Here is a 22,479-nt window from a genome sequence, read left to right on the forward strand (position 1 = left end):
TGAGCCAGCGAAACATTGCCGCTGCTGATGTTGATCGTGTCGTAATCACCGCCAGCACTAATCGTGTTGACGGTACCGCCAGAGATATCGATTAAATCGTCTTCAGTGCCGCCACCGATCGAGCTGAAACTTCCTGCGGTTATGGAGATGGTGTCAGTGCCGGCCCCACCATCAATGGAAGAAACGATGCCAGCGGAGACGATCGAGTCATTACCGGCATCACCCTGAGCGAGAGAGACGTTGCCGCTGACAATACTGATAGTGTCGGCACCATCGCCAGCGTTGATGGTGTTGACGGTTCCAACGGAGATATTGATCGAGTCGGCGCTCGTATCGCTGCCGCCGCTGATCGAGCTGACAGTTCCACCTGTTACCGAGATCGTGTCAGTGCCGGCTCCACCATCAATGGAAGAAACGATGCCAGCGGAAACGATCGAGTCATTGCCGGCATCACCCTGAGCCAGCGAAACATTGCCGCTGCTGATGTTGATCGTGTCGTAATCACCGCCAGCACTAATCGTGTTGACGGTACCGCCAGAGATATCGATTAAATCGTCTTCAGTGCCGCCACCGATCGAGCTGACACTTCCTGCGGTTATGGAGATGGTGTCAGTGCCCGCTCCACCATCAATGGAGCTGACCGTGCCAGCAGAAACGATCGAATCATCACCGGCGTCGCCCTGAGCGAGGGAGACATTACCGCTGACAATATTGATCGTGTCGGCACCATCGCCAGCGTTGATCGTGTTGACAGTTCCTACTGCGATATTGATCGAGTCGGCGATGGCGTCACTACCGCCGAGGATCTGGGTAACAGTTGCATTACCGCTAACCGAGATGGTGTCACTACCAATCTCACCACTGATGGAAACAACACTGCCGCCTGTTACCGAGATAGTGTCAGTGCCGTCTCCACCATCAATGGAAGAAACGATGCCAGCGGAGACGATCGAGTCATTGCCGGCATCACCCTGAGCATATGAAACTGTGCCGCCAATAGCAATGTTGATCGTGTCGTTACCAGTGCCTGCATTCAGCGTGCTGGTTGTACCTCCGGTTACACTGATCGAATCAGTTCCAGCCTCACCCTGGGCCAGAGAAACGTTGCCACCGCTGATTCTGATCGTGTCGTTCTCATAGCCAGCACTAATCGTGTTAACGGTGCCGTCGGAAATAACGATCGAATCCTCTTCCAAGCCGCCACCGATAAAGCTGACTGTTCCACCTGTCACCGAGATGGTGTCAATGCCGAATCCACCCTCAATCGTATTGACCGTGCCAGCAGAGACAATTAAATCGTTGCCATCATCACCCTGAGCAAGGGAAACTGTGCCGCCAGAGATGGCGATCGAATCGTTTTCAGTGCCACCATCGATCAATCCAACTGTTCCAGCTGTCACCGAGATGGTGTCAAAGCCGGCTCCACCATCAATGGTGTTATTAACACCTCCATAAACGGAAATCTCATCATCGCCAGTGCCGGCAGAGGCAAGGGTGACCGAGGAGGAACCATCGCCATAGCCAAGTATGATGGTGTCGTTGGCGTCACCAGCCAGGATCGAAACGACGCTGGATGCATCTACAAGTGAAATAAGATCATTGCCATCAAGCAACGAGATCTCACCAAGGTTGCTGTTGCTGATAGCCGCTAAATCAGCAGCTGCCGAGCCGGTAATCGTGCCGCCACTATTGTTCGCATCGATATAGAAATCTTCGAGCACCCCCAACCACTGCTCACGAGCCGAGCGGCTGAAGGGCGCAATGCGATTGGCGGCTGCAAGGCCAGGGGCAGGTGCCGCGGTGGCAGCAGCGGCCACGACGCAGTCGAGGGTCCAGGTGCCGCCGAGGCTGGTGTGGCCGATGGCAGTGGTAGAGGCAGACACCAGGGCGCCGCTGCTGGCGGCGATGGCGTTGAGCAGGGCGGGGTTGCGGCCGAGCGAGCAGCACCACAGGTCGATGCTGGTGAGCTGCAGGGGGCGCAGAGTGGGGGCGGCGAAGCGGAAATCGGCGGCGGTGAGCAGGTGGCGAGCGCCGAAGTGGATGCCGTCGCGTGCAGCGTGGGCAACGATCGCCAGGCCGGAGAATGGCGCCGGTGCAGCCGCTGGCGATGCCAAACAAGAAACGCCAGCCTTTAAGGCGGCCAGGATCTGCTGCAGCGGATCGTGCTGGGGCTCGATGAGCAGCGGCATGTGCCCGGGCTGGAGGCCTGCCAGCAGCACCTGCAGATTGGGCAGGGTGGCGTCAATCGCTACAAGCAAGCAGCCGTGGGCAACATCCAGCGACTGAGCGGCAGGGTTGGAGGGGTTCATACGCCGGCACCCGACGGTGTGCCCATGCCGGCCCCAGTGGTGGAGCCAAAACGGAAGTTGTCTTTGCTGAGCGGGCCGCTGGTGTTGACAGTGCCGAAGCTGATACTGCCGCGTCGCCAGTCGCCGTCAGCGTCGTACATGAGCTGTCGGGTATCGGTGGCGTAGGCGAGGTAGGCGGTGCCGATGCCGAGCTTCTGGATATCGGCGAGGCTGCCGGCGGCCACAGCAATGCCGTTGCTGCCGCCCGGGTTGCCGTCGAGCACGCTGGTGCGGCCGTTGCTGTCCACCTTGAGCACGGAGCCGTACTGGTTCCAGAGGTCCTGGGTGATGGAGGCGAGGGAACTGTTGAGCACGAGTTGGTCGCCACCCACTCCAGCCTCGAAACCAAGCAGGGTGTCGACACCGCCGAGCAGGTCACCAACGGCTCCGCTGAGCCGGCCGGTGGTCCAGAGCTCCTGCTTGTCGGCCTCGCTGAGGGAAGCCCAGAAGCGGGTGTCGTTGAGCAGGTTGAGGTCGGTGTTGGAAGCAGCGGCGGTGAGGGCGGCGTTGGCGTCGGTAAACAGGAATTGATCTCTGGCGTTGGCGGTGCCACTGATCACATCAGTGCCGAGGCCACCATCGAAGCTGTTGCCGAAGCCGCTGTCGGCACCTTGGAGCACGTCATCGCCGAGTGAACCCCACATCACCACATTTTCACTGCGATCGCGCACCTTCAGCAGGTCGTCGCCGAAGCTCGACCAGAGGGAAGAACGACGGGAGCGATCGAGGTCGATGGTGTTGTTGCCGTTCATGGCAAACAAGAAACTTTCGTTGCTGGAGCCGCGGATCGTGTCATCGCCGGCGCCAGTGATCACCGTGGAGCGGCGGAAACCGTTGAAGCTCTGCTCGGGGAAGGCGGCTTCGGGGTTGTCAACCAAATAGGTGTCGTCGCTGAAGACGCCATCACCGTCGCTATCGATCTCCACATCCCGCTCGCTCAGCACCCGGCCGACGATCAGATCATCACCAGCTCCAGTGATCACCGTTGAGCGGTTGAAACCAGCCGCCAATGCGTTGCTGCGTGGGGAATTGGCAGCGGTTGCACCATCGGCGAAAATGCCACCCTCGGCAATCAGGGTGGCGTTTCCGTGGGCAGCAGTGATAGCGCTCTGGTTAACACCGATACCCGTCAGCTGGCTGTATCGGACGGGGATGGTGGGGGGAGCAAGGTCGGCGTCTGCTTCATCGTCGGTGGGAGGCAGGTCCTCGACATCGAGCAGGGCGAGACCACGGGCGTAGAGGGTGTTCTCCAGGGCGGGGGAGCCGGTGATGGAGCTGCGGTTGATACCAACGGCATTGAGGCTCACATCAACGGGTAACACCAGGCCAGCGCGGACTGGTGCGGCACCGTTTTGCACCTGCAGCCGGGCGATGGCATCACCGCGGAAATTGCTGGTGCCATCGCCATTGCCGGAGGTAACGCCAATGGCGGTGACGCGATCCAGGCCGACAGCATCCGCCTGGCCGCTGGCTCGCACACGGGTGGCGCTGCGATTGCCCAGATCAAGGGTGGTGGTGGCCGCCACGGTGGCATTGGGCTGACCCAGCACCGTGCTGGTCTCGATGCCGCGCACACGCGAGAGGGCATCAAGACGCGACGTGGGTGTGCTGCCAGCAGGCGGGGGGAGGTCGGCGCCGCCGCGCGCCGTAGCACGGGCTTCAAAGGGAGTGTCGGCACGACCGACAAGCAGATCCCCGAAGTAATTGTTGTAAACCTTGAGGCCCGCCAGGCCGGTGTTTAGGGCGCGGGCAGTGGAGGTGGTGTCGCCGCGACCAACAGCATTGGCCTCAGCTTGGGCAACCCCTTCAATGGTGCCGCCACCGGTGTAGAGGGTGAGGCCGCTGGAGTTGAGTTGCCTTGCCTCAGCAAGGCGGCGGTAATAGGGAGAAGCGCCCGCGCCTAAACCGATAGCCGAGGCATCGGCCACCACCGGATCCGTGCCGAGCACGGTACGGGCGGTGGCGTAGGCCTCGGGGTTGGCCGCCAGATTGACGCTGCTGCCCAGCCACTGGCTGCTGTTCTGCGGCAGGCGCAGGGCAACGGCAGTGGACTGGGCGACAACGGGCTGGCGGGCCATCGGCAGGGACGCGGGCGAAGATTATGAAAAAAATCAGCAGTGGTGGATTCCCACCACTGCTGATCGGTGAGGCGCCCTGGCCTCAGAGGGTGGCGGTAGCGCCAGAGGAACCGGTGGTGTCGGAGGCGACAGCCCTGGAGAGGGCATCGGCCCGGCCTGTCACACTGCCGCCGCCAATGATGGTGACGTTGTAGTTGTTCAGGCCCACGGCGTTGCTGGTTGCCGTAGCAATCGCATTGCCCTGCACCGTCGTGGCGGTGACGGTGTTGGTCAACCTGGCGATCGCCTCAACGTTGCCGCCGAGGTTCATCGTTCCGGCCGTTCCAGCGGTATCGGTGATACCGAAGGCGTTAGCGGTACTGGACGCCGTGCTGTCGCCACCGATGGAGGTTGCGACGGCATTGAACGTGCCCACACCGCGACCAGCGATCGTGTTGGTGCCGGCCTGGCCACCGATGAGCGTGGCATCGGAGATACCAGCAACGGTTGCGACGTTGGTGGAGTCGCCAATCGTGGCCGTGGAGATACCACCAGCGTTGTTCTGGGTGGAGGCCTGAACATTCAGACCAGCCACGGCTTCACCCTGGATGCTGCCGCCAGCGGGGCCGGCGGTGAGGATACCGTTGGTACCGCTGGTACCGCCGTTGATACCGATGGTATCGATGTTGTCGGCATCGGCGATGGCGGAGGAGCCGTTACCCAGCACCGAGGCGATCACGTCGAAGGAATCGGTGACCGTGAGACCGGTCGCCGAACCGAACACGGCGCGACCGGTGATGCTGCCGGTGCCCCCCACGGTGATGGAGGAGCCGTTGGCATCAATACCGGTAGCGGTACCGGTATCCAGGTTGGCAGTGGCGGTGCCGACGCCTCCCAGGCTGCCCACGGTTTGGGCAATCACACCGCCGGTGCCGGTGGCACTGGTGGCGCGAAGGCTGGAGAAGCCGGAGACATCACCGCTGGCGCCGATGGTGATGCTGTCGCCATTGGTATCAATACCAGTGGCGGTGAAGGTGCCCAGGTCGGCGTTGGCAGTGCCAACAACCGTGGTGGCAGTAACCACACCGAGGCCAGTGGCCTGACCGGTGAGGTTGCCGGATCCACTGATATTGACGACGGTGTCATTCACACCGAAAACAGCCTGACCGCCATCGGCCAGGGCATTGCCGTTGACGCTTTCGGCCGCGCCACTAATGGTGCCGGAGCCGAAGCCAAACAAGGTGCCCGTGCCGGCACCGTTGGTGACACTGCCGCCTACCGAGACGCTGCTGCTGTTGAGACCAACAACCGTAGGAGCGTTGGCGTTGGCATCCGCCGTGCCGTTGACGGTGGTGGCCGCAGCGGTGGTGGAGGACTGAGCCGCAAAGTTGGGGCTGGTGACGCCGCCCGTGGTGGTAGCCCCGGCCAGGTTCTGGCCCACTGTGATCGTGGTGGCTTCAGCGCCCGCCACATCACCGCCGAGGGAATCGGCGAAGGCGGAGCCGTTGACAGCGTTAGCCGTAGCACCAACGCTGGAGATGGCGGTGCCAGTGAGGCTGCCGCTGCCGCCAATGTCGATGGTGCTGTCAGCGGAACCGACTCCGCCAACACCAACCACGCTGGCAAAGGTGCTGTTCGCCAGGGCGGCAGAACCGTTGGTGGTGGCAGCCGTGGATTGCAGGCCGAGGTCTGCAACAGCAGCAATCGTGGCGCCGGAACCAACGTCGATGTCGGCGTTGTCGATACCGAAGGTGTTGCCACCATCGCCGTTGGCGGTAGCTCTACCGGTGGTGGTGCTGGCTGTGGCCAGCACATCGGAGATGCCGCGGAGCGTGGACGTCGCAGTGGCCCCTACGTTGAGGCTGCCATCAGCGAAGCCGAGCACATCGCCCGCATCGGCATCGGCAACCGCGTTGGCATTGGTGCCGGTGGCGGCGGCGCGCAGATCGGCGATCGCGTCAGCGTTCAGCGTGCTGCTGGCACCCACGACGACCGTGGGCGTGGTGCCGCCGCCAATACCAACAACATTGGCGAAGCCGCTGTCGGTGGTGGCTGTCGTGCCATTCACGGTGGTGGCGCTGGCCACCTCGGTGAGGCGAGCGGTGACGTTGGTGGTGGAGCCGCTGCCGACGCTCAGATCAACGCTTTCTAAGCCGAAGGTGTTGCCACCGTTGGCGGTCGTTAACGCGGCGCCAGTTGTGGTGCCGGCTGAGGCGTTGACGAACGAGAAGGCCTGAACGTTGGACGTCGATGAGCCGCCCACGGTGACCGTGCTGGCAGCGATACCGACGTTGTCGAAGACGCTTTCATTACCAGCAATGGCAGTAGACCCGCCATTGACGCTGGTGGCTACCGCGCTGAGCGTGGCCTGGGTGCCCACCGACGTGTTACCGCCATCACCAACCGAGATGGTGCTGTCGTTGATGCCTGCGGCCAGGCCGAAATCGGCATTGGCCGAGGCGGCTCCGGTGGTGGCAGAGGCGGTGGCGCCGGCAACGCTGATCTGGGTGACGCCAATGACGGAGCCACTACCGACCGCAATCGAACCGAGCGTGTCGATGCCGACCGAGCTGCCGATCAGGGCATCAGTCTGGGCATAGTCAGCACTGGTATTGCCTGTAGTGGTGGCAATGCCGATGACGTTGTTGCGCGCATCCAGCGTGACGTTGGCGCCAGCGCCAGCACTCAGGTTGGAGTTGAGGAAGCCACCGGCGGTGGTGAGGGTGGAGGAGGAGTTGGCAATGCCGCTGACGCTGGTGGCGTCGGCGGTGAGGTTGCCCACCTCAAAGCCGGTGATGGTGGCGCCGGCGCCGGCGGTCATGCCGACATTGCTGGCAAAGCCCACCAGGCCGGAACTGGCCGAGGCGTTGGCATCGCCGTTGACGGTGCCGGAGACGGCCGCAGCGTTGCCGTTCGCGGTACCGCTGAGGACTCCGCCACTACCGATCGTGATGTCGGAATCGTTGACAAAGATCAATGCCATCTCAGGTCAGCTCCTGAGTGACGGCGGTCAAAAACGAAGTCACTTTGCTTTCAGGGGGTGGTGGTGGTTGGCAGGAGGCGACCTGAGTCATCTCACATGCCTCACTATCGCACCAGATAGGCAGCAAAACGAGATAGGCAGCAAAACGATGCAGCTGCGTCAATGCGCATTGGCGCAGCTGCTGCTGTTGTGGTGCACTGCCATGCGTTTTAGTTCGCAATCGAACATCAAGCCCATGCCTGCGCCGTCGCAGAGGGGGCTGGCCAGCACCTGTTCCCTCAGCGTGGTGCGCAGCTGGCGCAGGGCAGCGGCGTCGGCGCCCAGCTGTCGGGCAATCGCCACAAAGCTGTCCTGGTCCTCGGCGATCCATTCCGATCGGCCCAGCGCGGTGAGCATCGCGGAGGTGAGCCGCCCGCCGATCCAGTTGCCGCGCAGGGCCACCAGGGGCGTGCCCATGAACAGGGCATCGAAGCCGGTGGTGCCGCTGTTGAGCGGCGTGGTGTCGAGAGCCACATCGATGTCGTTGTACAGATTCATGTGGGCGTTCCAGTCGGCCACCCGCTCCACCAGCTGCAGCCGCTCGGCAGCAATGCCGGCCTCCTGCAGCTGCCGCTCGATCCGGCCGCGCATGAAGGCATCAGCGCAGCGCACGTCCTTGAGCACCAGCACACTGTTGGGCACCGCCCGCAGCACCCGGGCGAACAGCGCCACGCTGGCCGGGCCCACCTTGAGCAGGTTGTTGAACGAGCCAAAGCGGATCTGGCCATCGAGGGGCCGGGGCGCTGGGTCTGGCGCTCCCTCGGGGGGCTGATAGCACACCCACAGCCGCGGCAGCCGCCAGATGCCCTCGGAAAAATGGTGGGCCTGCTCCGGCGGTGTCACCTCGTCGTCACCGATGAACCAATCGATTGCCGGCACACCGGTGCTGCCGTGGAAGCCGATCCAGTGGCACTGCACCGGCGCGCAGCGCTGGGCCAGCAGTGGCAGGCGGTTGCCGCGCATGTGGGAGGTGGTGTCGATCAGGATGTCGATCTCATCGGCCAGAATCCGCTCACGGGCGCTGGCGTCGTCGAGACCCACCAGGGAGGTGTGGGCCTCGGCCAGGGCCAGCACCTCCGCATGCTGCGGTTCGGTCCGCTCCACCGTGCTGTACAGATGCACGCAGGTGCGGGCGGGATCGTGGTGGGCCAGGTAGGAGCGCAGGAAGTAGGCCACCGCGTGGGAGCCCAGCTCGGCTGAGATCACGCCCAGCCGCAGGGGCCGATCCAGCGGGATCGGCCGCTGCTGAAACGGCGGCAGGGTGGTTTCACAGAACACCCGCACCCAGTCGCGGGTGGCGGCCAAGGTGGATTCGGGCGTTTCGATCTGGCTGAAGGAGAGCAGATACACCAAATTGGAGAGGGCCGTGGCGAAATCGGGCTTCAGCTCGATCGCCCGCCGATAGCAACAGGCCGCCTCTTCAAACACGCCCCGCTCCTTGAGCAGCACGCCGAGGTTGTAGTGGTGATCGGCGAAGGGTTCATGCAGGGCGATCGAGCGCCGGTAGGCGGCTTCCGCCTCGTCGAGCCGGCCCAGATCCTGCAGGGCAACGGCCTGGTTGGCTTCGGCCCTGTAAAACTGCGGATCCAGCTCCAGGGTCTTGGCGAAGGCCTCCAGCGCCTCCTCGTTGCGCTGCAACTTGTGCAGCGAATTACCGAGGTTGTACCAGGCGGTGACGTTGCTGGAGTCGAGATCCAGGCTGGCCCGGTGGCTCTCCACCGCTTCCACGTGGCGGCCGAGATCGCCCAGCTTCACGCCACGATTGGTGTGGGCCATGGCGTGCCGGGGAGCCAGCCGCAGGCAGGAGGCGTAGGCCTCCACCGCCTCCGCGGCCTGGCCGCTGTGATGAAGCACGTTGCCCAGGATGAACCAGGCCTCGGCATAGGTGGGACGCTCCGCCAGCGCCCGCCGCAGCAGGGCCTCGGCCTCCACAATGGCGCCGAGTTCACCCTCCGCGGTGGCCAGGTTGAGCAGCGCCTCGGGGAAGGCCGGCGCCACGGCCACGGCGCGGCGCAGCGGTTGCACAGACGCGCTGTAGTCGCCGCGCTGGTTGAGTAGGGCGCCCAGGTTGACGAGGCTCTTGGGATGGTCGGCATCCACCGCCAGCACGGCCCGGTAAACCTCCTCCGCTTCCTCCTGCCGCCCCTGAGCCGCGAGGGCCACGCCAAGGTTGTAACGGGCATCGAGGAAGGCGGGGGCCTCCGCCAGAGCTCGGCGCAGCAGGGCCTCCGCCTCTGCGGGGTCGCCGGCGGCCAGGCGCAGCACCGCCAGGTTGGAGAGCGCGGCGGCGTGTTGGGGCTGCTGGTCGAGCAGCTGGCGGTAGGCAAGTTCGGCACCGGCGCCATCGCCGCAGGCGGCGCGGCGAATGGCCAGGTCGAAGGCCACCTGGAGATCCTCTGGCAGGGCGGCGGCCAGGCGGGCGTGGAATTTCAGGGCCAGGCGCGGCTCGCCCAGCTCGGCCCAGAGCACGCTCAGGTTGCGCAGCAGATCGACGGAGGCGGGCTGGAGCGCCAGACCCCGCTCCGCCGCTGCCGCCGCCAGTTTGGGCTCCCCGGCCATCCGCCACCAGGCGCTGAGATTGAGCCAGGCACCAACGTGCCCCGGATCAAGCGCCACGGCACGGCGGCAGGAGGCGATCGCCTCCGGTGCCCGGCCGGCAGCGGCCAGGGCTACCGCCAGGTTGAAGTGCACGGCGGCGGTGGGGTTGAGGGCCACCGCCTGGTGATGGGCGACGATCGCCGGCTCGCTCTGGCCCAGATCAGCCAGGGCCACGCCCAGGCTGGAAGCAATCGAAGCGAGCTGGGCCGGCTGGCGGGCGGCCTCGCCCTCGGCCAGCAGGCGCTGCAACAGCGGCTGATACACCGCCACCGCCTCAGCCTTGAGGCCCTGCAGGTAGCAGCAGAGGGCCAGGTTGATGGCGCCCTCCACGTGGCTGGGGTGGTGCGTCAGCAGCTGCCGGTACACCTGCGCCGCCTGGCCGAGGGCGCCGGAAAGGCGCAGGGCATTGCCGCGGTTGAACAGGGAAACGGCGTAGGTGGGGTTGAGCGCGAGGGAGCGCTCCAGGTGGGCCAGCGCCTCAGCGAAGTGCTGGCGCCGCAGGGAGATGGCCCCGAGGTTGCACCAGGCCACCGCGTGATCGCCCTGGCTTGTGATCCAGGTGTGGTAACCGGCCTCCGCGGCCTCGAGATCGCCGGCCAGGTGCTGGTTCACCGCGGCCTGCAGGGCGGCGGGCAGAGGCTCCTCCCCGTCGCGCGGCACGGCGGCTGGAGCCGTGGCCCGGGGCTTTGCGGCGGAGCGGGCCACCTTGCAGGGGGCTTTGACCCGCTGGCTGAACCCCTTATGACGTGCCACAGCTTCGCAGCCAATAAGTGTCATTATTGCTGATCGCAACGATAGGGTAAAAGCAGATGCCGCATAACCACGATGCCTACCCCCTGGTACGCGGTGAGCGTCACCCGGTCTCAGGCGGGCGAGTTTGACCGGGGCACCCTGCTGGGCCGCAGCCTCAACCAGATGCCCCAGGCGCTGCGGCCCCAGCTGCACCTGCGCACTGAAAACCGCGGCCCGGCGGCGATGGGCCTGGGTGAGGCCTACAACGCGGCGATCGACGCGCTGCCGGCGGAAGGAATCGTGCTGTTCGTGCACGACGACCTGTTCCTCCACGACTGGTTCGTGGGCGAGCGGCTGTGGGAGGCGATGTTGCGGTTTGATGTGGTGGGCCTGGCGGGCGCCAGAGGCGTCAGCGCCGATCAGCCCGGCTGGCTGCATCGCCTCGATGCCGAGGGCCTCCCGCTGCGCCAGAGCGAGGGGTTGTCGGGGATGATCAACACCCTCGATCCGCTCCAGCCCCAGTTGCTGGAATTCGGCCCCACCCCGGCGGTGTGCGAGTTGCTGGATGGCGTGTTTCTGGCCACCCGGCTGGACACCCTCAAACGCACCGGCCTGCGCTTCGATCCGCAGTTTCGCTTCCACGGCTACGACAGCGACTTCTGCCGCAGCGCCCTGGCCCTGGGGCTGGTGCCAGGCACCTGGCCGATCAGCTGCACCCACGGGCAAACCGGCAATCTCGATGCCGACTGGCAGGCGGCGGCGGCGGCGTATCGCGGCAAGTGGGGTGCCCTGCCGCTGGCCTGAGCCGGGCCTGAGCGCCTCAGACCTCGGCCAGCAGCCGGGCCACCAGGGCCTGGCCGCTGGGGGCATGAAACACGAAATGGCCGGCGTCGGCGATGCCGTGCAACCCGAGCAGCGGCCGCTCACGGGCCAGCGCCAGCAGGCGCTCGCGGCTGGCCGGCCCCACCAGCGTGCCGCAATCGCTGAAACCATCGGCGCGGCGGAAGGCGCCCTGCATCCCCACCAGCAGGTGCACCGGCCAACCTGCGGCCAGGGTTGCCAGCTGCTCGAGGTAGGGCCCGTCGTGCTGGAAGTGGAAGAAGCTGTCGGCCACCAGGCGCTGTTCGAGCGGGTCGGTGCTGGCCAGGGCACCGGCCTGGAGGGCGGCCGGGATGTCGCGCGGCAGCAGTGGTGGATCGCCCAGGATCAGGCCGGCCACAACCCCCTGCCCCGCAAGGCCCTGCGCCAGGGCGAGGGCCACGAGGGCGCCGAGGGAGTGACCCACCAGCCAGAGCGGCCCGCTGCGGCCGGCCTGGGGCTGGCGCTCCAGCAGGTCGGCCGCCAGGGCGGCGGGATCGAGAAGCTCCAGATGGCGCCAGTGTTCACGGCGCTGGCCGTGGCCGGCCAGGTCGCTGAGCAGCACGGGCAAGCGTTCGGGCAGCTGGGCCAGCAGCGGCAGGAACTGGCGCCGGTCTTGCATGGCGCCATGCAGCAGCCACAGGCCTGTCGCCCCTTCCAGATTTGCGTTTGACATGCGGTGCTGACAAGCGGTGCTGGCCTTGCTAGTAGTGTCGCCGCTGAGGGCACGGCGGCCCCTGGCGGGTGCAGACGCTTGAGCACCGCTCGCGTCCGCCGGGGCTGCATTGCAGCGTTGCGGTGCCCACGGGCGAACGCTTGTCTCACCCTGCTGCCAAGACCCGACCCGACCGCCCCCCACCGATGCCCCTCACCTCCACGGCCACCCCAGCGGTGCTGCTGCTGGCCTGGCGACGGCCGCACACCACCCGCCAGGTGATCGACGCCATCCGGCCAGCGGCACCGCAGCGGCTCTATGTGGCCTGCGATGGCCCGAATCCCGCCCGGCCGGAGGAGGCCGAGAAGGTGGCTGCCACCCAGGCTGTGATCGAGGCGGCGGTGGACTGGCCCTGCCAGCTGGAGCAGCGTTACAGCGACGTGAACCAGGGTTGCCGGCTGGGGGTGAGCGGAGCGATCAGCTGGTTTTTCGAACAGGAGGAGGAAGGGATCATCCTGGAGGACGACATCGTGGTGCATCCCGATTTCTTCCCCTACTGCGCCGATTTGCTGGACCGCTACCGACACGACACGCGGGTGTGGGCGATCAGCGGCGACAACTTTCAAGATGGCCAGTGGCGGGGCAGCGGCAGCTATTACTTCAGCCATCTGCCGCATTGCTGGGGCTGGGCGAGCTGGCGGCGGGCCTGGCGCCACTACGACGCGGAACTGAGCAGCTGGCCGGCCTTCCGCGATTCCGGCGCCCTCAGCCACCTATTCTCGAATGGAGCGGAGCGGCGCTTCTGGGCGAGCATCTGGGAGCGGCTGCACCGCCACAACCAGCCGGACACCTGGGATTACCAGTGGATCTACACGGTGATGGCCAATGGCGGCCTGGCGGCCCTGCCAAACGTGAATCTGGCCACCAACATCGGCTTTGATGCCGACAGCACCCACACCTTCAACCCGGAGGCCAGGATTGCCCACTTGCCCACGGCCGCTTTGGGCGAGCTGTTGCATCCAGCCCATGTGCTGCGCCACAGCGAGGCCGATGATTATTTCGTACATCAACACCTGGCTCCACCAGCCCCTGCGATGAGTTCTGCGATCCCCCTGCCCGATCCCACCAGCCCGCGGCCGCGCCTGCAGGTGGCAGTAAACGAGGGCGAGCGCCTGGCGGTGGACGTCGGCTGCGGGGGCAAACCGCGCAACCCGTTCAACGCGGAACGCTTGATCGGCCTGGATGTGATGACAAACCAAGAGGGGGTGTATCCCTGCGTGATCGGCTACGAGCCGCTGCCGTTGCACGACAGCAGCGTGGACTTCATCAGTGCCTTTGATTTCATCGAACATCTCCCCCGCACCGCGGTGGTGAACGGCCAACTGATCAATCCGTTCATCGACACGATGAGCGAAATCTGGCGGGTGTTGAAACCAGGCGGGCTGTTCTTCGCGCAGACGCCCGCCTACCCCTCGATGGCGGCCTTTGTGGATCCCACCCATGTGAATGTGATCACCGAAGGCACGGTGAGCTACTTCGCCCGCCGCCAGGGCCTCGATGGCACCGCCGTGGACCCCTGGGGTCTGGATCTGGGCCATCAATACGGTTTTCGCGGTGAGTTTCTGCTGGTCAACCAGTGGTGGGCCGGCACCCACCTGTGCTGGAAGCTGCAGTGTGTGAAGGGTGAATCCTGATTCCAGGGCGGGCAGGCAGGCTCATTTAGCTCAACCCGCTGACGCTGCTGATGGTGTGGATGGTGTATCGACGAGCCTGGAGGCTGATGGACTTCACTTGGTGCCCAAGCTTCCCCGCCATCTTCAAAGTTAGCTTTCAAGTAATGTCCGGACAATTGCCTGATTAGCAAAAAATTTTATACGACTAATATGCCAAAAAAATGCACAACTGTTACAGTATTGATCTACCGCAATGATTGCGTAATTTATTTTCTATTCAGGCCTGAGGCTGGCGATACCCTCAATTCCCGAGGTGCCCTAACGACTCTGGAACGAGGTGAACTAAGTCAGCACGGATAAAGATAAAATTTGAAAACATAAACAAGTTTGAAAGTGGATCTCTTGGATCTTTTAGACAAATAGCATTAGGCAGCAATTGATAAACATGATAGCCTGGCAATTGCTGAGATAGTGACCACAGCGAATGACGACGGAATAGCTGATGCCAATTTATTTCAATTTGCAAGCATTTTGGAGGTGAATTTAACAGCAGTTGCTGCGCCCCAAGCAACACCTCGCTCTCGAAGCCTTCTACGTCTATCTTGATAAAGTCGGGGCTGTCAGTCCTGGATACAAAATATTTATCTAAAGAAACTGTCTTTATTTCTTGAGTACAACTATTATTTATATATGAAATATTTTCATGGGAAATAATCAGTGAGGCATGCTCAGTAGCCGCAGGATTAAAACTAATGGTTGATGTACCGCTCTTATCGCCAACAGCTAGGTTTTCAGTTGTAAAGCGATCTGGATACTTACCTTTTAGAAGCTCTAATTCAGCATATGGAGCGAGCAAAGGCTCGAAGGCAATCACATTTGCGTCTAATGCGGCAAGAAGCTCTTCAGAATAAGATCCGACATTTGCTCCAACATCAACACACAAAGATGGTTTCAAGCGTGAAAGTACAGTGTTTATAAAAAAGTTTTCACCCGATATCTTGCTATTCTCAAAATTATTATAACCCTTTATTTTAGCCCCTATCTGCAATAACCAGCTCCCCATAACTTGTGCATCATGCAGGCTAAGCTCCGAATTGGATAACAACTGTTGAATTTTTTGAATAGTTAGTCTTAGTTCTTCGGTCATACTATTGCTTGTAAAGTCTTGACCTTAGCGTCCCAAGGGGGCGCAGTAGGTAATAGAACGTCTTGAGTAGGTAGCAAGCACCCTCAGCAGGCCTTTCCTGACTGACCTGGTACGCATGTACCAACAATGCCCACCATGGCCATGAACTGAATCCAGTTTCAGGCAGGCCTCTCGCTGCCAAAGTTCATCGAGCTCTACGGCCGAAAAGAATTGCGAGGCCGCCCTGGAGTAGGCACGCTGGCCTGATGGTTCCCGTTGCCCCCGCTGTGAGTCCAAGGAGTACCGGTTGTCCCATGGTAGACGCCAGCAGCTTCACCCATGTGATGCATCGCCGCGGATTCCACCATCGGCCCCACTCTCAGCCCGTTGGAGCGCTACGACCAGATCGCGGATGGCACGCGCAACATCCTCGATCTGGGCGTTGCCACGGCCGCGTCCCGTGGAGTGGTGTAACTCAGGAGGAGCAGCCCCGGCGTAGCCGGGGCTGATGGCTCGCCTCCCTCAGTTCTCTGTCGTGGCAATGGGTGGGCCGGTCTGTGACCCTGTTCGGAGCACTACCACCAAACCGAACACAGACCATGACCCTCTCCCATAGTGGCGCCTCCGAGCTGGCTCAGCTCATGGATGGCACGACCGCTGGCGCCCTGATACCGGAGATCGTGCGCCGCGGCTTTCAGGACCTGCTGGAGGCCGAGGTTTCTGCGCTCACCGGCGCCCAACTCCACGAGCGTTGCCCCGATCAGCGCTCCACCCATCGCAACGGCTACCGCAGGCGTCTGCTCACCACCCAGGTGGGGGACCTGACCCTGGCCATCCCCCTAGACCGAAGGTCTTCCGCTTGCGGTAACTGAGGCAAGGCAGCTTCTTCCCCGACTGGCTCGAGCCCCGCCGCCGGGTCGACAAGGCTCTCTATGCCGTGGTGATGGAGGCCTACACCGGCGGCATCTCCACCCGCAAAGTCGACGCCCTGGTGGAGGCGCTGGGCGGCGACCGCGGCATCTCCAAATCGGAAGTGAGCCGCATCTGCCAGGGCCTTGATGAGCAGGTCAAAGCCTTTCTGGGCCGGCCTTTGGATCATGCCCATTTCCCCTATGTCTACCTCGACGCGACCTACCTCCACGGCCGCCTGGGCCGCAACCTGCAGGTGGTCTCCCGGGCCGTGGTGGTGGCAATCGGCATCAATGCCCTCGGCTACAGGGAGGTTCTCGGCATCGCCGTGGTCGACAGCGAGGCCGAGGCCTTCTGGCGTCAGTTCCTGAGCTCGCTCAAAGAGCGTGGCCTGACTGGCACTCGGCTGGTGATCTCCGATGCCCACCTGGGGCTGACGGCAGCGATCAAGCGGATGTTCCAAGGCTGCTCCTGGCAGAGGTGCCGGGTGCACTTCCTGCGCAACCTGCTGAGCCACGTGCCCAAGGCCGGCCAGGACATGGTGGCGGCGGCCATGAAAGCGGTGTTCGTGATCCAGGCGCCCGATCAAGTGCGGGCCCACTGGCAGCGGGTCACCGCGATGCTGCGCAAACAGTTCCCCGCCGCCGTGCCTGTCATGGAGGCCGCCCGTGACGACGTGCTGGCGTTTCTGCATTTCCCGCAGGAGCACTGGCGCAAGATCTGGAGCACCAACCCGCTGGAGCGGCTCAACGTCGCACCGAGAGGGGCGCTCAGCGGAGCTGCCCATCAAACGCCGCACCAACGTGGTCGGCATCTTCCCCAATGACGCCGCGATCACCCGGCTGGTGGGAAGTCAGCTGCTGGAGCAGCAGGAGGAATGGCAGCTGGAACGCCGCCGCTTCTTCTCTGAGGCCACGATGGCCAAAATCCCCGAGCGGGAGGAGATACTGGAGTTCTCTGAGAGCGATCCAGCCATCAGCTGATCGCGCCCACGCCAGTCGTTGATCACCAAGAATCCCTGATCGCTGAGTTGCGCATTCAGCGATCAGGGTGCATAGTGGATAAAGGGAGCTGCACAGTCAGCTTCCAAGCAGTCATCCCCTGACTGCTCCTGTTCACCCTCCGGAGAGAGTCACAGGACCTCCTGAGTTACACCACTCGAAGGGGCGCTACAATTATCAGACTCGCCGTCGACATGATCCTCAGCTCTGGAGCAGCTGCCTGGCCGTTCACCTCAGTTCCTGATTCCAACGCAGATCCGCAGTAAGATTCAGGGAAAACTTCAGGCAAGTACGCAAAGTCGCTGAACCAGAACTGATTCCGCCCTGTAGGGCCCAAGGATGGTACCGCAGTTGGTTATGAGGATGATCCTCATATCGCATGAGTGCCGGGCCACTTGCTTGATGCGAAGCGTAGGTCAATGACTTGACTCGGGGCATGCAACCACGGCAAGATGACAAGGTCATTTATTTACGAAGCAGTGGCGCCTGAGCAACCAAGTTACAGCCATGTGTGGTTTAACCCGCAAGCTTTCTCTTGTCTTGAAAAGTTTGCGAACAAAAGCAACATTAATTTTCTTGAAATTGGATGCTTTGAGGGGTATGGAACAAATTATTTTATCGACAATTTCTTGGGCGGAACTAATTCTACAATTACCTGTGTCGATCCATGGATTAAATATAGTGAATCTACGGTTACTGGCATGAGTGAGTGGGATGATGTTATCAATCAAGAAACATTTAATGTATTCAGGCGCAACACTGATCAAAATTCTGCAAAGATTACAATTCGTAGGGGGCTTAGCAAGAATATCTTGCCAAGCCTGAATGGATTCTTTCATTTTATATTAATTGATGGAGATCACTCAGAAGAGGCTGTCTGGCTGGATGCTATCATGTCCTTTAGGCTTTTACATTCTGGAGGAATTATGATCTTTGATGACTATGATTGGAACATTGGCAAGAAGTCTCCAAAGCTTGCAGTTGATCGCTTCGTAGAAGAGTACAAAGACGTCATCTATTACAATCAAATTGGAAACCAAATCATTGTTGAAAAGATTGCAGCCAATTTACAAGCATAATGCCCTCCCGGATAGCCCCGCTTCATCGAGAAGCGAGAAAGTTTATACGCATCAGAAGCAAAGTGCTAATTTTCCACCAATTGTGGATAAACTAGAAGCTCTTTGCTCACTGCGACTGCCCAGGAATTAAGACAGTAGCGGATTGGCATACAGTTGCCAAGGGCGCTTTTTTTTCTACACAGCCTCATCGGGTACCTCTGATGCGGGGTTCCGCCCCTGAGGGGGCGCCCATCAATGAGCCCAAGCCTCCCCCAGAGCCCCGAGGTGGATTAACCACATTCCAACTTTTGTAAGTCAGAGTGAGATTGCGCCCAAGGCCAGACTGGCCTTGGGACTACTATCAGCCCAACTATGTCTGACCCCGGGGTAGCCGCATGCGTTCATGTATTGCAGCCTGTGCTGGTGTAAGTCTGTTCCAACGGTCTTCAACTTCGCGGTAGGCCCCCATGCGTGAGGCAGATCGCTGTGCCGGCTTGCTCATGGCGCCCGGTTCTGGTTTTTCACGCTGCTTGCTCTTCTCAGCCAACCAGCGGGCATAGGAAGACTTGTAAGCCGTGAGGCAAAAGGGTGGGTTCCCCCGATTTCGTTGACACTGATCAAGGGTTCACAGGGGTGAGTGTACGAGCAGCGATGAACACCTGCTCGTACTCGATCGGGCTGAGGTAACCGATCGTTGAATGCCGCCGCTCGCGATTGTAGTAGCCCTCGATCCAGAAGGCCAGATCACGCTGCAGTTGCTGGGGTGAAATCAACGCTTCTCGACCGTCGTCGAGGTCCAGTTCCAGCTTCAAGGTAGAGAAAAAAACTCTCCACCACCGCGTTGTCCCAGCAGCAGCCCTTGGCAGACATGCTGCAGGTGATCTTCTCCATCTGAAGCAGCTCCTGGTAGACGTAGGCCCGGTACTGGGTGCCCTGGTCCGTGTGGATCAGCAGCTGATCGGGTTCCACCTGGCGATGACCGAGGGCACGACTGAGGGCCTCGATCACCAGGGGAGCGTCCATGCGCGCATCCAGCTTCCAGCCGACGATGCGGCGGCTGAACAGATCGATCTAGACAGCGAGTGAGGTGGTCCGGTTTTTCTGGACAAGTGCCCGGTGTCAACTATAAAGGCAGCCGCCTACGTAGTTGACACCGGGCACTCAGCGTCACCGTTCCCTTGGCGGAAGTCATCCGCAGCACCGGCGCGGCTGCACAAGCGGCTATGGCTCTGGATGAGCCAAAAGGGGCCCCGTAGCCAGGCTGAACCGTGCGCCTGGATCCGCCCTACCCTGAAACGACACCCGGCTCGGAGCGATGACCATCTCTGCTGGCCGAGTCGCATCCGAGCCAACCACTCCCTTTCATGCCCTGGCACCGCTACGGGTTCCGCCCGACCTGCGGCTCAGCCCAGAGCAGTTCGCCCAGCTCTGCGCTGAACATCGTGAGGCGGTACTTGAGTTGGCTGCCGATGGCAGCCTGATCGTGATGACGCCGACAGGCGGTGAAACTGGCGCCCGCAATTCCCGCCTTGAGATGCGTTTGCTCCTCTGGGCAGACCAGCAGGGTGGCTGGAAGGTGTTCGGCAGTTCCACGGGTTTCCGTCTGCCCGACGACTCCGTGCTCAGCCCCGACGCCTCCTTGGTGCGTCTCGATCGTTGGCAGGCTCTCACCCCCGAGCAGCGCCGCGGCTTTGCCCCCCTCTGCCCCGATCTGGTAGTTGAACTGGCTACCCCCAGCGACGAAGGCCCCCGCGCTCTCACGGCCCTGCGCAGCAAGATGGCTTCCTACCAGGCCAACGGTGCCCGGCTTGGCTGGCTGCTCATCCCCCACCAGCAGGCTGTGGAGGTCTGGCCCGCCAGCGGCGAGCCCCAGCGCTTTGAAGGAATCACTCTGCTGGAGGCTGGTCCCGAATTCCCGGATCTGCAGTTGCGCCTCGAGGAGATCTGGGCGGTCTGAAACTGCCGCCCTGGCCGACCCCCACCAGGGCCGGCGGCCAAGCCAAGCGTGCCGCCCGCAACCGCTACCTGCCGGATATGACCGACACAAGCCCTAGACCCCTTGCAACAGAACGGGTCTCAGTCCATTGGGTGGGCAGGGAGCCGTGAGAGCTTGGGGGTCTTTCACCAAACCAATCCCTCGAGGATTCCCAGAGACGGGGCTCCCCTGGTCTGGATCATCTTGCACAAGGGCACGCACCAGCACATTCATGTCTGCCGTGATCTTCATGGGTTTGGGGTGGCTCCGGGCAATTCGGCCAAGCCGGCAGCCGCTGCCTCCTTCCGCTCAGCGTCACCTGGCGCTTGCGAGTCACGGTGAGCGGTCTGCCGAGGGAGGTTGCTGCCTGGGTCGATGGATTGGAATTCCGCCTTACAGGCTCGGAGCAAAAGATCTTCCCTCCGCGATCAATTGGCAGGGAAGGCCCAGGGCCTCGGCAGCCTGGACCAACCCTTGATCGGAGCTGGCCATCGTGAGGCTTTGGCGCTTGGCGATGGCCAGATGCAGGGCATCACCACCTATGCCGCTGCCGAAATCGCGGCAGGTGTGCTGTTCACCGAGGCCAATATCAGGATCGTTCGCCCGGGTGATGGGGCGCCTCCTCATCTCTTCGAACAGCTTCTGGGGCGCCAGGCCCGCCAGGATTACAGCTGCGGCACACCGCTGAGCCTGGATCAGTTGCTCTGAAAGCCTTGATTGAGAAAGTGGTTCTTACTGTTCAAGGCTTCGTCCATTTCGAACAGTAGGAAGACCACTGAGGGATTTTTTAAGTGGCCTGTGCCTGCCATCGTTTGCCTTTGCGGCAAGTGGCAGACCAGAGATGGCGCCGATTACCTGGCTGCCCTGGAGTATCAGGCATGAGGCTTAGCTACAGCGCCTATAATCGACTTAGCCCTTGGCAGGCAAAACGTCATGACGGCCTTCACCTATGAGCGCGATCTCGACCATCCGGTTACGGCCGAGGTAGAGCAGACCATCCGCAGTCTGCTGGAGGCGCTCCTGACCAACCAGGGCTTGGAAGGCGTGCTGGTGAATCCGGGCCTGGACCACGACGGTGACCCGGTGCTGTTCGTGCATCTCAAGTTCCGCCTCGTGGAGTCCGGCATCAACCCACGTCTGCTCAGCGATAGCGCCATCTCCCTGCGCCGCGCGCTTTGGGCGATGGGGGAGCGCCGCTTTCCGCACCTCCGTTACGACTTCCACGACGACCAGCGGATCCTGGGCACGGAGAACTGGTGAGTGGCCCTTTCCAGTGATCTGATCACAACCGCCCGCCAGCTGGCCCACGTGCATCAGCGCCGGCCCCGGCAGGCTGATCTACGGCGATCCATCAGCACGGCGTGCTACTCCCTGTTCCATGGGCTGGCCGAACTGGCGGCAGGCAGGTTGGTGGGCAGCATGAGTACCACCCCAAAATCCCCTGCTTGGTCTCGGGTGTATCGAGACCTCAACCACCTGACGGCCAAGAAAGCCTGCAGCCGCCCGGAGCTCCAGGGGTGTTCACAGGAGCTGGCGCAATTTCTTATGGCCTTCCCACGCCTGCAGGAGCTCAGGCATCAGGCGGATTACGACCCAGCGGTTCGTTTCAAGCAAGGAGAAGCCTTGAGCGCTGCTGATGACGCTGAATGCGGTCTGGCAAGTCTCCAAGCCGCCCCACGCGAGGAGCAGGTCGACTTCATCACCCTTGCCCTTGGCATGACGCGCAGCTGATGAAGGCAGTTTCGAGATCAGCGATCCCGATTCCCTCTGGGCCGGCCAGAACCTGCACGATCTCTACCAGCAGGCCCACACCCCCTGGGAGTGGCACGGCCACACGCTCAGCAAAACTGGTTGAAAATCCGCTTGATCCGGCCGCTGCCTTGCATGGCTTCCAGAAGCAGCTCTTCCCAGTCATCTGGCGGATGTCCACTGGCCAGCATGGCCTGAAAAACCCGATAGGCATCGCTCTTGCTGCCGTAGGCGCGCTTGCTCTGCTGGTCGTTAACCCAACCGAGCACGATCACCTTTGAGCGGCTGTGAAAGCGAAAGAACAGCCGGTATCGCTGGAAGAACTTCGCCCTGCACCAGTGCCGATACTCGTTGCCCAGGGTTGATCCCTGCTGAAACTCCTTGCGGCTGGGGTCCAGGGGGATGTCGTGGAGCATCAACCTGGTGATCGCCGCCAGGTTCTTGCTGGCGGCTTTGCTTCCATACCCCTGGAAATCCTTGCGGCGGAGGGCCTCCACTTCCGTGATCAGTGCCTTCCGCTGATCGAGGATCAGCGCGTGAGCATACACCCGCCAGCCGTTGATCACGACTGCCGCTGTATCCGTCTCGCCCGCTGTTCGGCGACGATTAGGTAGGCGGGTCCGCGCAACTACATAGGCGGGTCTCAAGACGCGACAACAGGGTTCCGATTCCGGTCTGGAGCCCTGCGATGCCCGCCCCTCTGTCGTTGCGGATCAAG

17 protein-coding genes and 2 pseudogenes are annotated in these 22,479 nt (G+C 62.2%); 10 read left to right on the forward strand and 9 right to left on the reverse strand.

Annotated features, from left to right (window positions below; all coding sequences use genetic code 11):
* From KBZ12_RS16965 to KBZ12_RS16980, 4 genes are all read right to left on the reverse strand, one after another.
* The coding region (locus KBZ12_RS16965; RefSeq protein ID WP_254959214.1) for a DUF4347 domain-containing protein at positions 1-2,309 on the reverse strand (2,309 nt) is incomplete at its 3' end.
* Entirely contained in the window at positions 2,306-4,426 is a 2,121-nt protein-coding gene (locus KBZ12_RS16970; protein WP_254959216.1) for a hypothetical protein, read from the reverse strand. The genes KBZ12_RS16970 and KBZ12_RS16965, both read right to left, overlap by 4 nt.
* Positions 4,427-4,508: 82 nt before the next feature.
* Complete coding sequence (locus KBZ12_RS16975; protein ID WP_254959218.1) at positions 4,509-7,388, reverse strand: hypothetical protein; 2,880 nt, start codon at positions 7,386-7,388, stop codon at positions 4,509-4,511.
* Between the two features lie 159 nt (positions 7,389-7,547).
* On the reverse strand, positions 7,548-10,730 hold the full coding sequence (locus KBZ12_RS16980) for a tetratricopeptide repeat protein (RefSeq protein ID WP_254959220.1): 3,183 nt from the start codon (positions 10,728-10,730) through the stop codon (positions 7,548-7,550).
* A 120-nt stretch (positions 10,731-10,850) separates the two neighbouring features.
* Here KBZ12_RS16980 and KBZ12_RS16985 point away from each other — a divergent pair, with 120 nt between their 5' ends.
* Positions 10,851-11,561, forward strand: a complete 711-nt coding sequence (locus KBZ12_RS16985; RefSeq protein WP_254959222.1) for a glycosyltransferase family protein — start codon at positions 10,851-10,853, stop codon at positions 11,559-11,561.
* 16 nt (positions 11,562-11,577) lie between these two features.
* Here KBZ12_RS16985 and KBZ12_RS16990 read toward each other — a convergent pair whose 3' ends face one another.
* The gene (locus KBZ12_RS16990; protein ID WP_254959224.1) at positions 11,578-12,291 is read right to left on the reverse strand and encodes an alpha/beta hydrolase; all 714 of its coding nucleotides are present in this window, start codon (positions 12,289-12,291) and stop codon (positions 11,578-11,580) included.
* 185 nt (positions 12,292-12,476) lie between these two features.
* Here KBZ12_RS16990 and KBZ12_RS16995 point away from each other — a divergent pair, with 185 nt between their 5' ends.
* A complete protein-coding gene (locus KBZ12_RS16995) occupies positions 12,477-13,964 on the forward strand; it encodes a methyltransferase domain-containing protein (protein WP_254959225.1) in 1,488 nt (495 codons plus the stop codon).
* Between the two features lie 280 nt (positions 13,965-14,244).
* Here the strand turns inward: KBZ12_RS16995 and KBZ12_RS17000 are convergent, their stop codons facing one another.
* The gene (locus KBZ12_RS17000) at positions 14,245-15,090 is read right to left on the reverse strand and encodes an FkbM family methyltransferase (protein WP_254959227.1); all 846 of its coding nucleotides are present in this window, start codon (positions 15,088-15,090) and stop codon (positions 14,245-14,247) included.
* Positions 15,091-15,240: 150 nt separating this feature from the next.
* On the opposite strand from KBZ12_RS17000, the pseudogene KBZ12_RS17005 reads away from it, so the two are divergent.
* The 3 genes and pseudogenes from KBZ12_RS17005 to KBZ12_RS17025 form a co-directional block, all read left to right on the forward strand.
* Positions 15,241-15,412, forward strand: a pseudogene (locus KBZ12_RS17005) (transposase); the annotation flags it as partial.
* Between the two features lie 256 nt (positions 15,413-15,668).
* Positions 15,669-16,961, forward strand: a pseudogene (locus KBZ12_RS17015) (IS256 family transposase).
* A gap of 470 nt (positions 16,962-17,431) precedes the next feature.
* The gene (locus KBZ12_RS17025; protein ID WP_254959233.1) at positions 17,432-18,058 is read left to right on the forward strand and encodes a class I SAM-dependent methyltransferase; all 627 of its coding nucleotides are present in this window, start codon (positions 17,432-17,434) and stop codon (positions 18,056-18,058) included.
* A gap of 596 nt (positions 18,059-18,654) precedes the next feature.
* On the opposite strand, the gene KBZ12_RS17030 is transcribed toward KBZ12_RS17025, so the two are convergent.
* Positions 18,655-18,849 carry an IS3 family transposase gene (locus KBZ12_RS17030; protein ID WP_254959235.1) on the reverse strand — a complete coding sequence of 65 codons (195 nt, stop codon included), beginning with the start codon at positions 18,847-18,849 and terminating at the stop codon, positions 18,655-18,657.
* Positions 18,782-19,048, reverse strand: a complete 267-nt coding sequence (locus KBZ12_RS18745; RefSeq protein WP_396101471.1) for a hypothetical protein — start codon at positions 19,046-19,048, stop codon at positions 18,782-18,784. The genes KBZ12_RS17030 and KBZ12_RS18745 overlap by 68 nt, the downstream gene beginning before the upstream one ends.
* Between KBZ12_RS18745 and KBZ12_RS17035 the strand changes: the two genes are divergently transcribed.
* The 5 genes from KBZ12_RS17035 to KBZ12_RS17055 all read left to right on the forward strand — a co-directional run bounded on the left by KBZ12_RS17035 (position 18,980) and on the right by KBZ12_RS17055 (position 21,743).
* Positions 18,980-19,123, forward strand: a complete 144-nt coding sequence (locus KBZ12_RS17035; protein WP_254959236.1) for a hypothetical protein — start codon at positions 18,980-18,982, stop codon at positions 19,121-19,123. The genes KBZ12_RS18745 and KBZ12_RS17035 overlap by 69 nt on opposite strands.
* Positions 19,124-19,352: 229 nt before the next feature.
* Entirely contained in the window at positions 19,353-19,994 is a 642-nt protein-coding gene (locus tag KBZ12_RS17040; protein WP_254959237.1) for a Uma2 family endonuclease, read from the forward strand.
* A gap of 393 nt (positions 19,995-20,387) precedes the next feature.
* Positions 20,388-20,720, forward strand: coding sequence for an SAF domain-containing protein (locus tag KBZ12_RS17045; protein WP_254959239.1), 333 nt, complete (start codon positions 20,388-20,390; stop codon positions 20,718-20,720).
* Between the two features lie 225 nt (positions 20,721-20,945).
* Positions 20,946-21,272 carry a hypothetical protein gene (locus KBZ12_RS17050; protein WP_254959240.1) on the forward strand — a complete coding sequence of 109 codons (327 nt, stop codon included), beginning with the start codon at positions 20,946-20,948 and terminating at the stop codon, positions 21,270-21,272.
* Entirely contained in the window at positions 21,273-21,743 is a 471-nt protein-coding gene (locus KBZ12_RS17055) for a hypothetical protein (protein WP_254959241.1), read from the forward strand. It abuts the gene before it with no gap.
* A gap of 107 nt (positions 21,744-21,850) precedes the next feature.
* Here KBZ12_RS17055 and KBZ12_RS17060 read toward each other — a convergent pair whose 3' ends face one another.
* A complete protein-coding gene (locus KBZ12_RS17060; RefSeq protein ID WP_254959242.1) occupies positions 21,851-22,327 on the reverse strand; it encodes a type II toxin-antitoxin system YhaV family toxin in 477 nt (158 codons plus the stop codon).
* Positions 22,328-22,479: the final 152 nt, after the last annotated feature.

The organism is Cyanobium sp. Cruz CV13-4-11, from assembly GCF_024346055.1.
In the GTDB taxonomy this organism is placed as follows: Bacteria; Cyanobacteriota; Cyanobacteriia; order PCC-6307; family Cyanobiaceae; genus Cyanobium.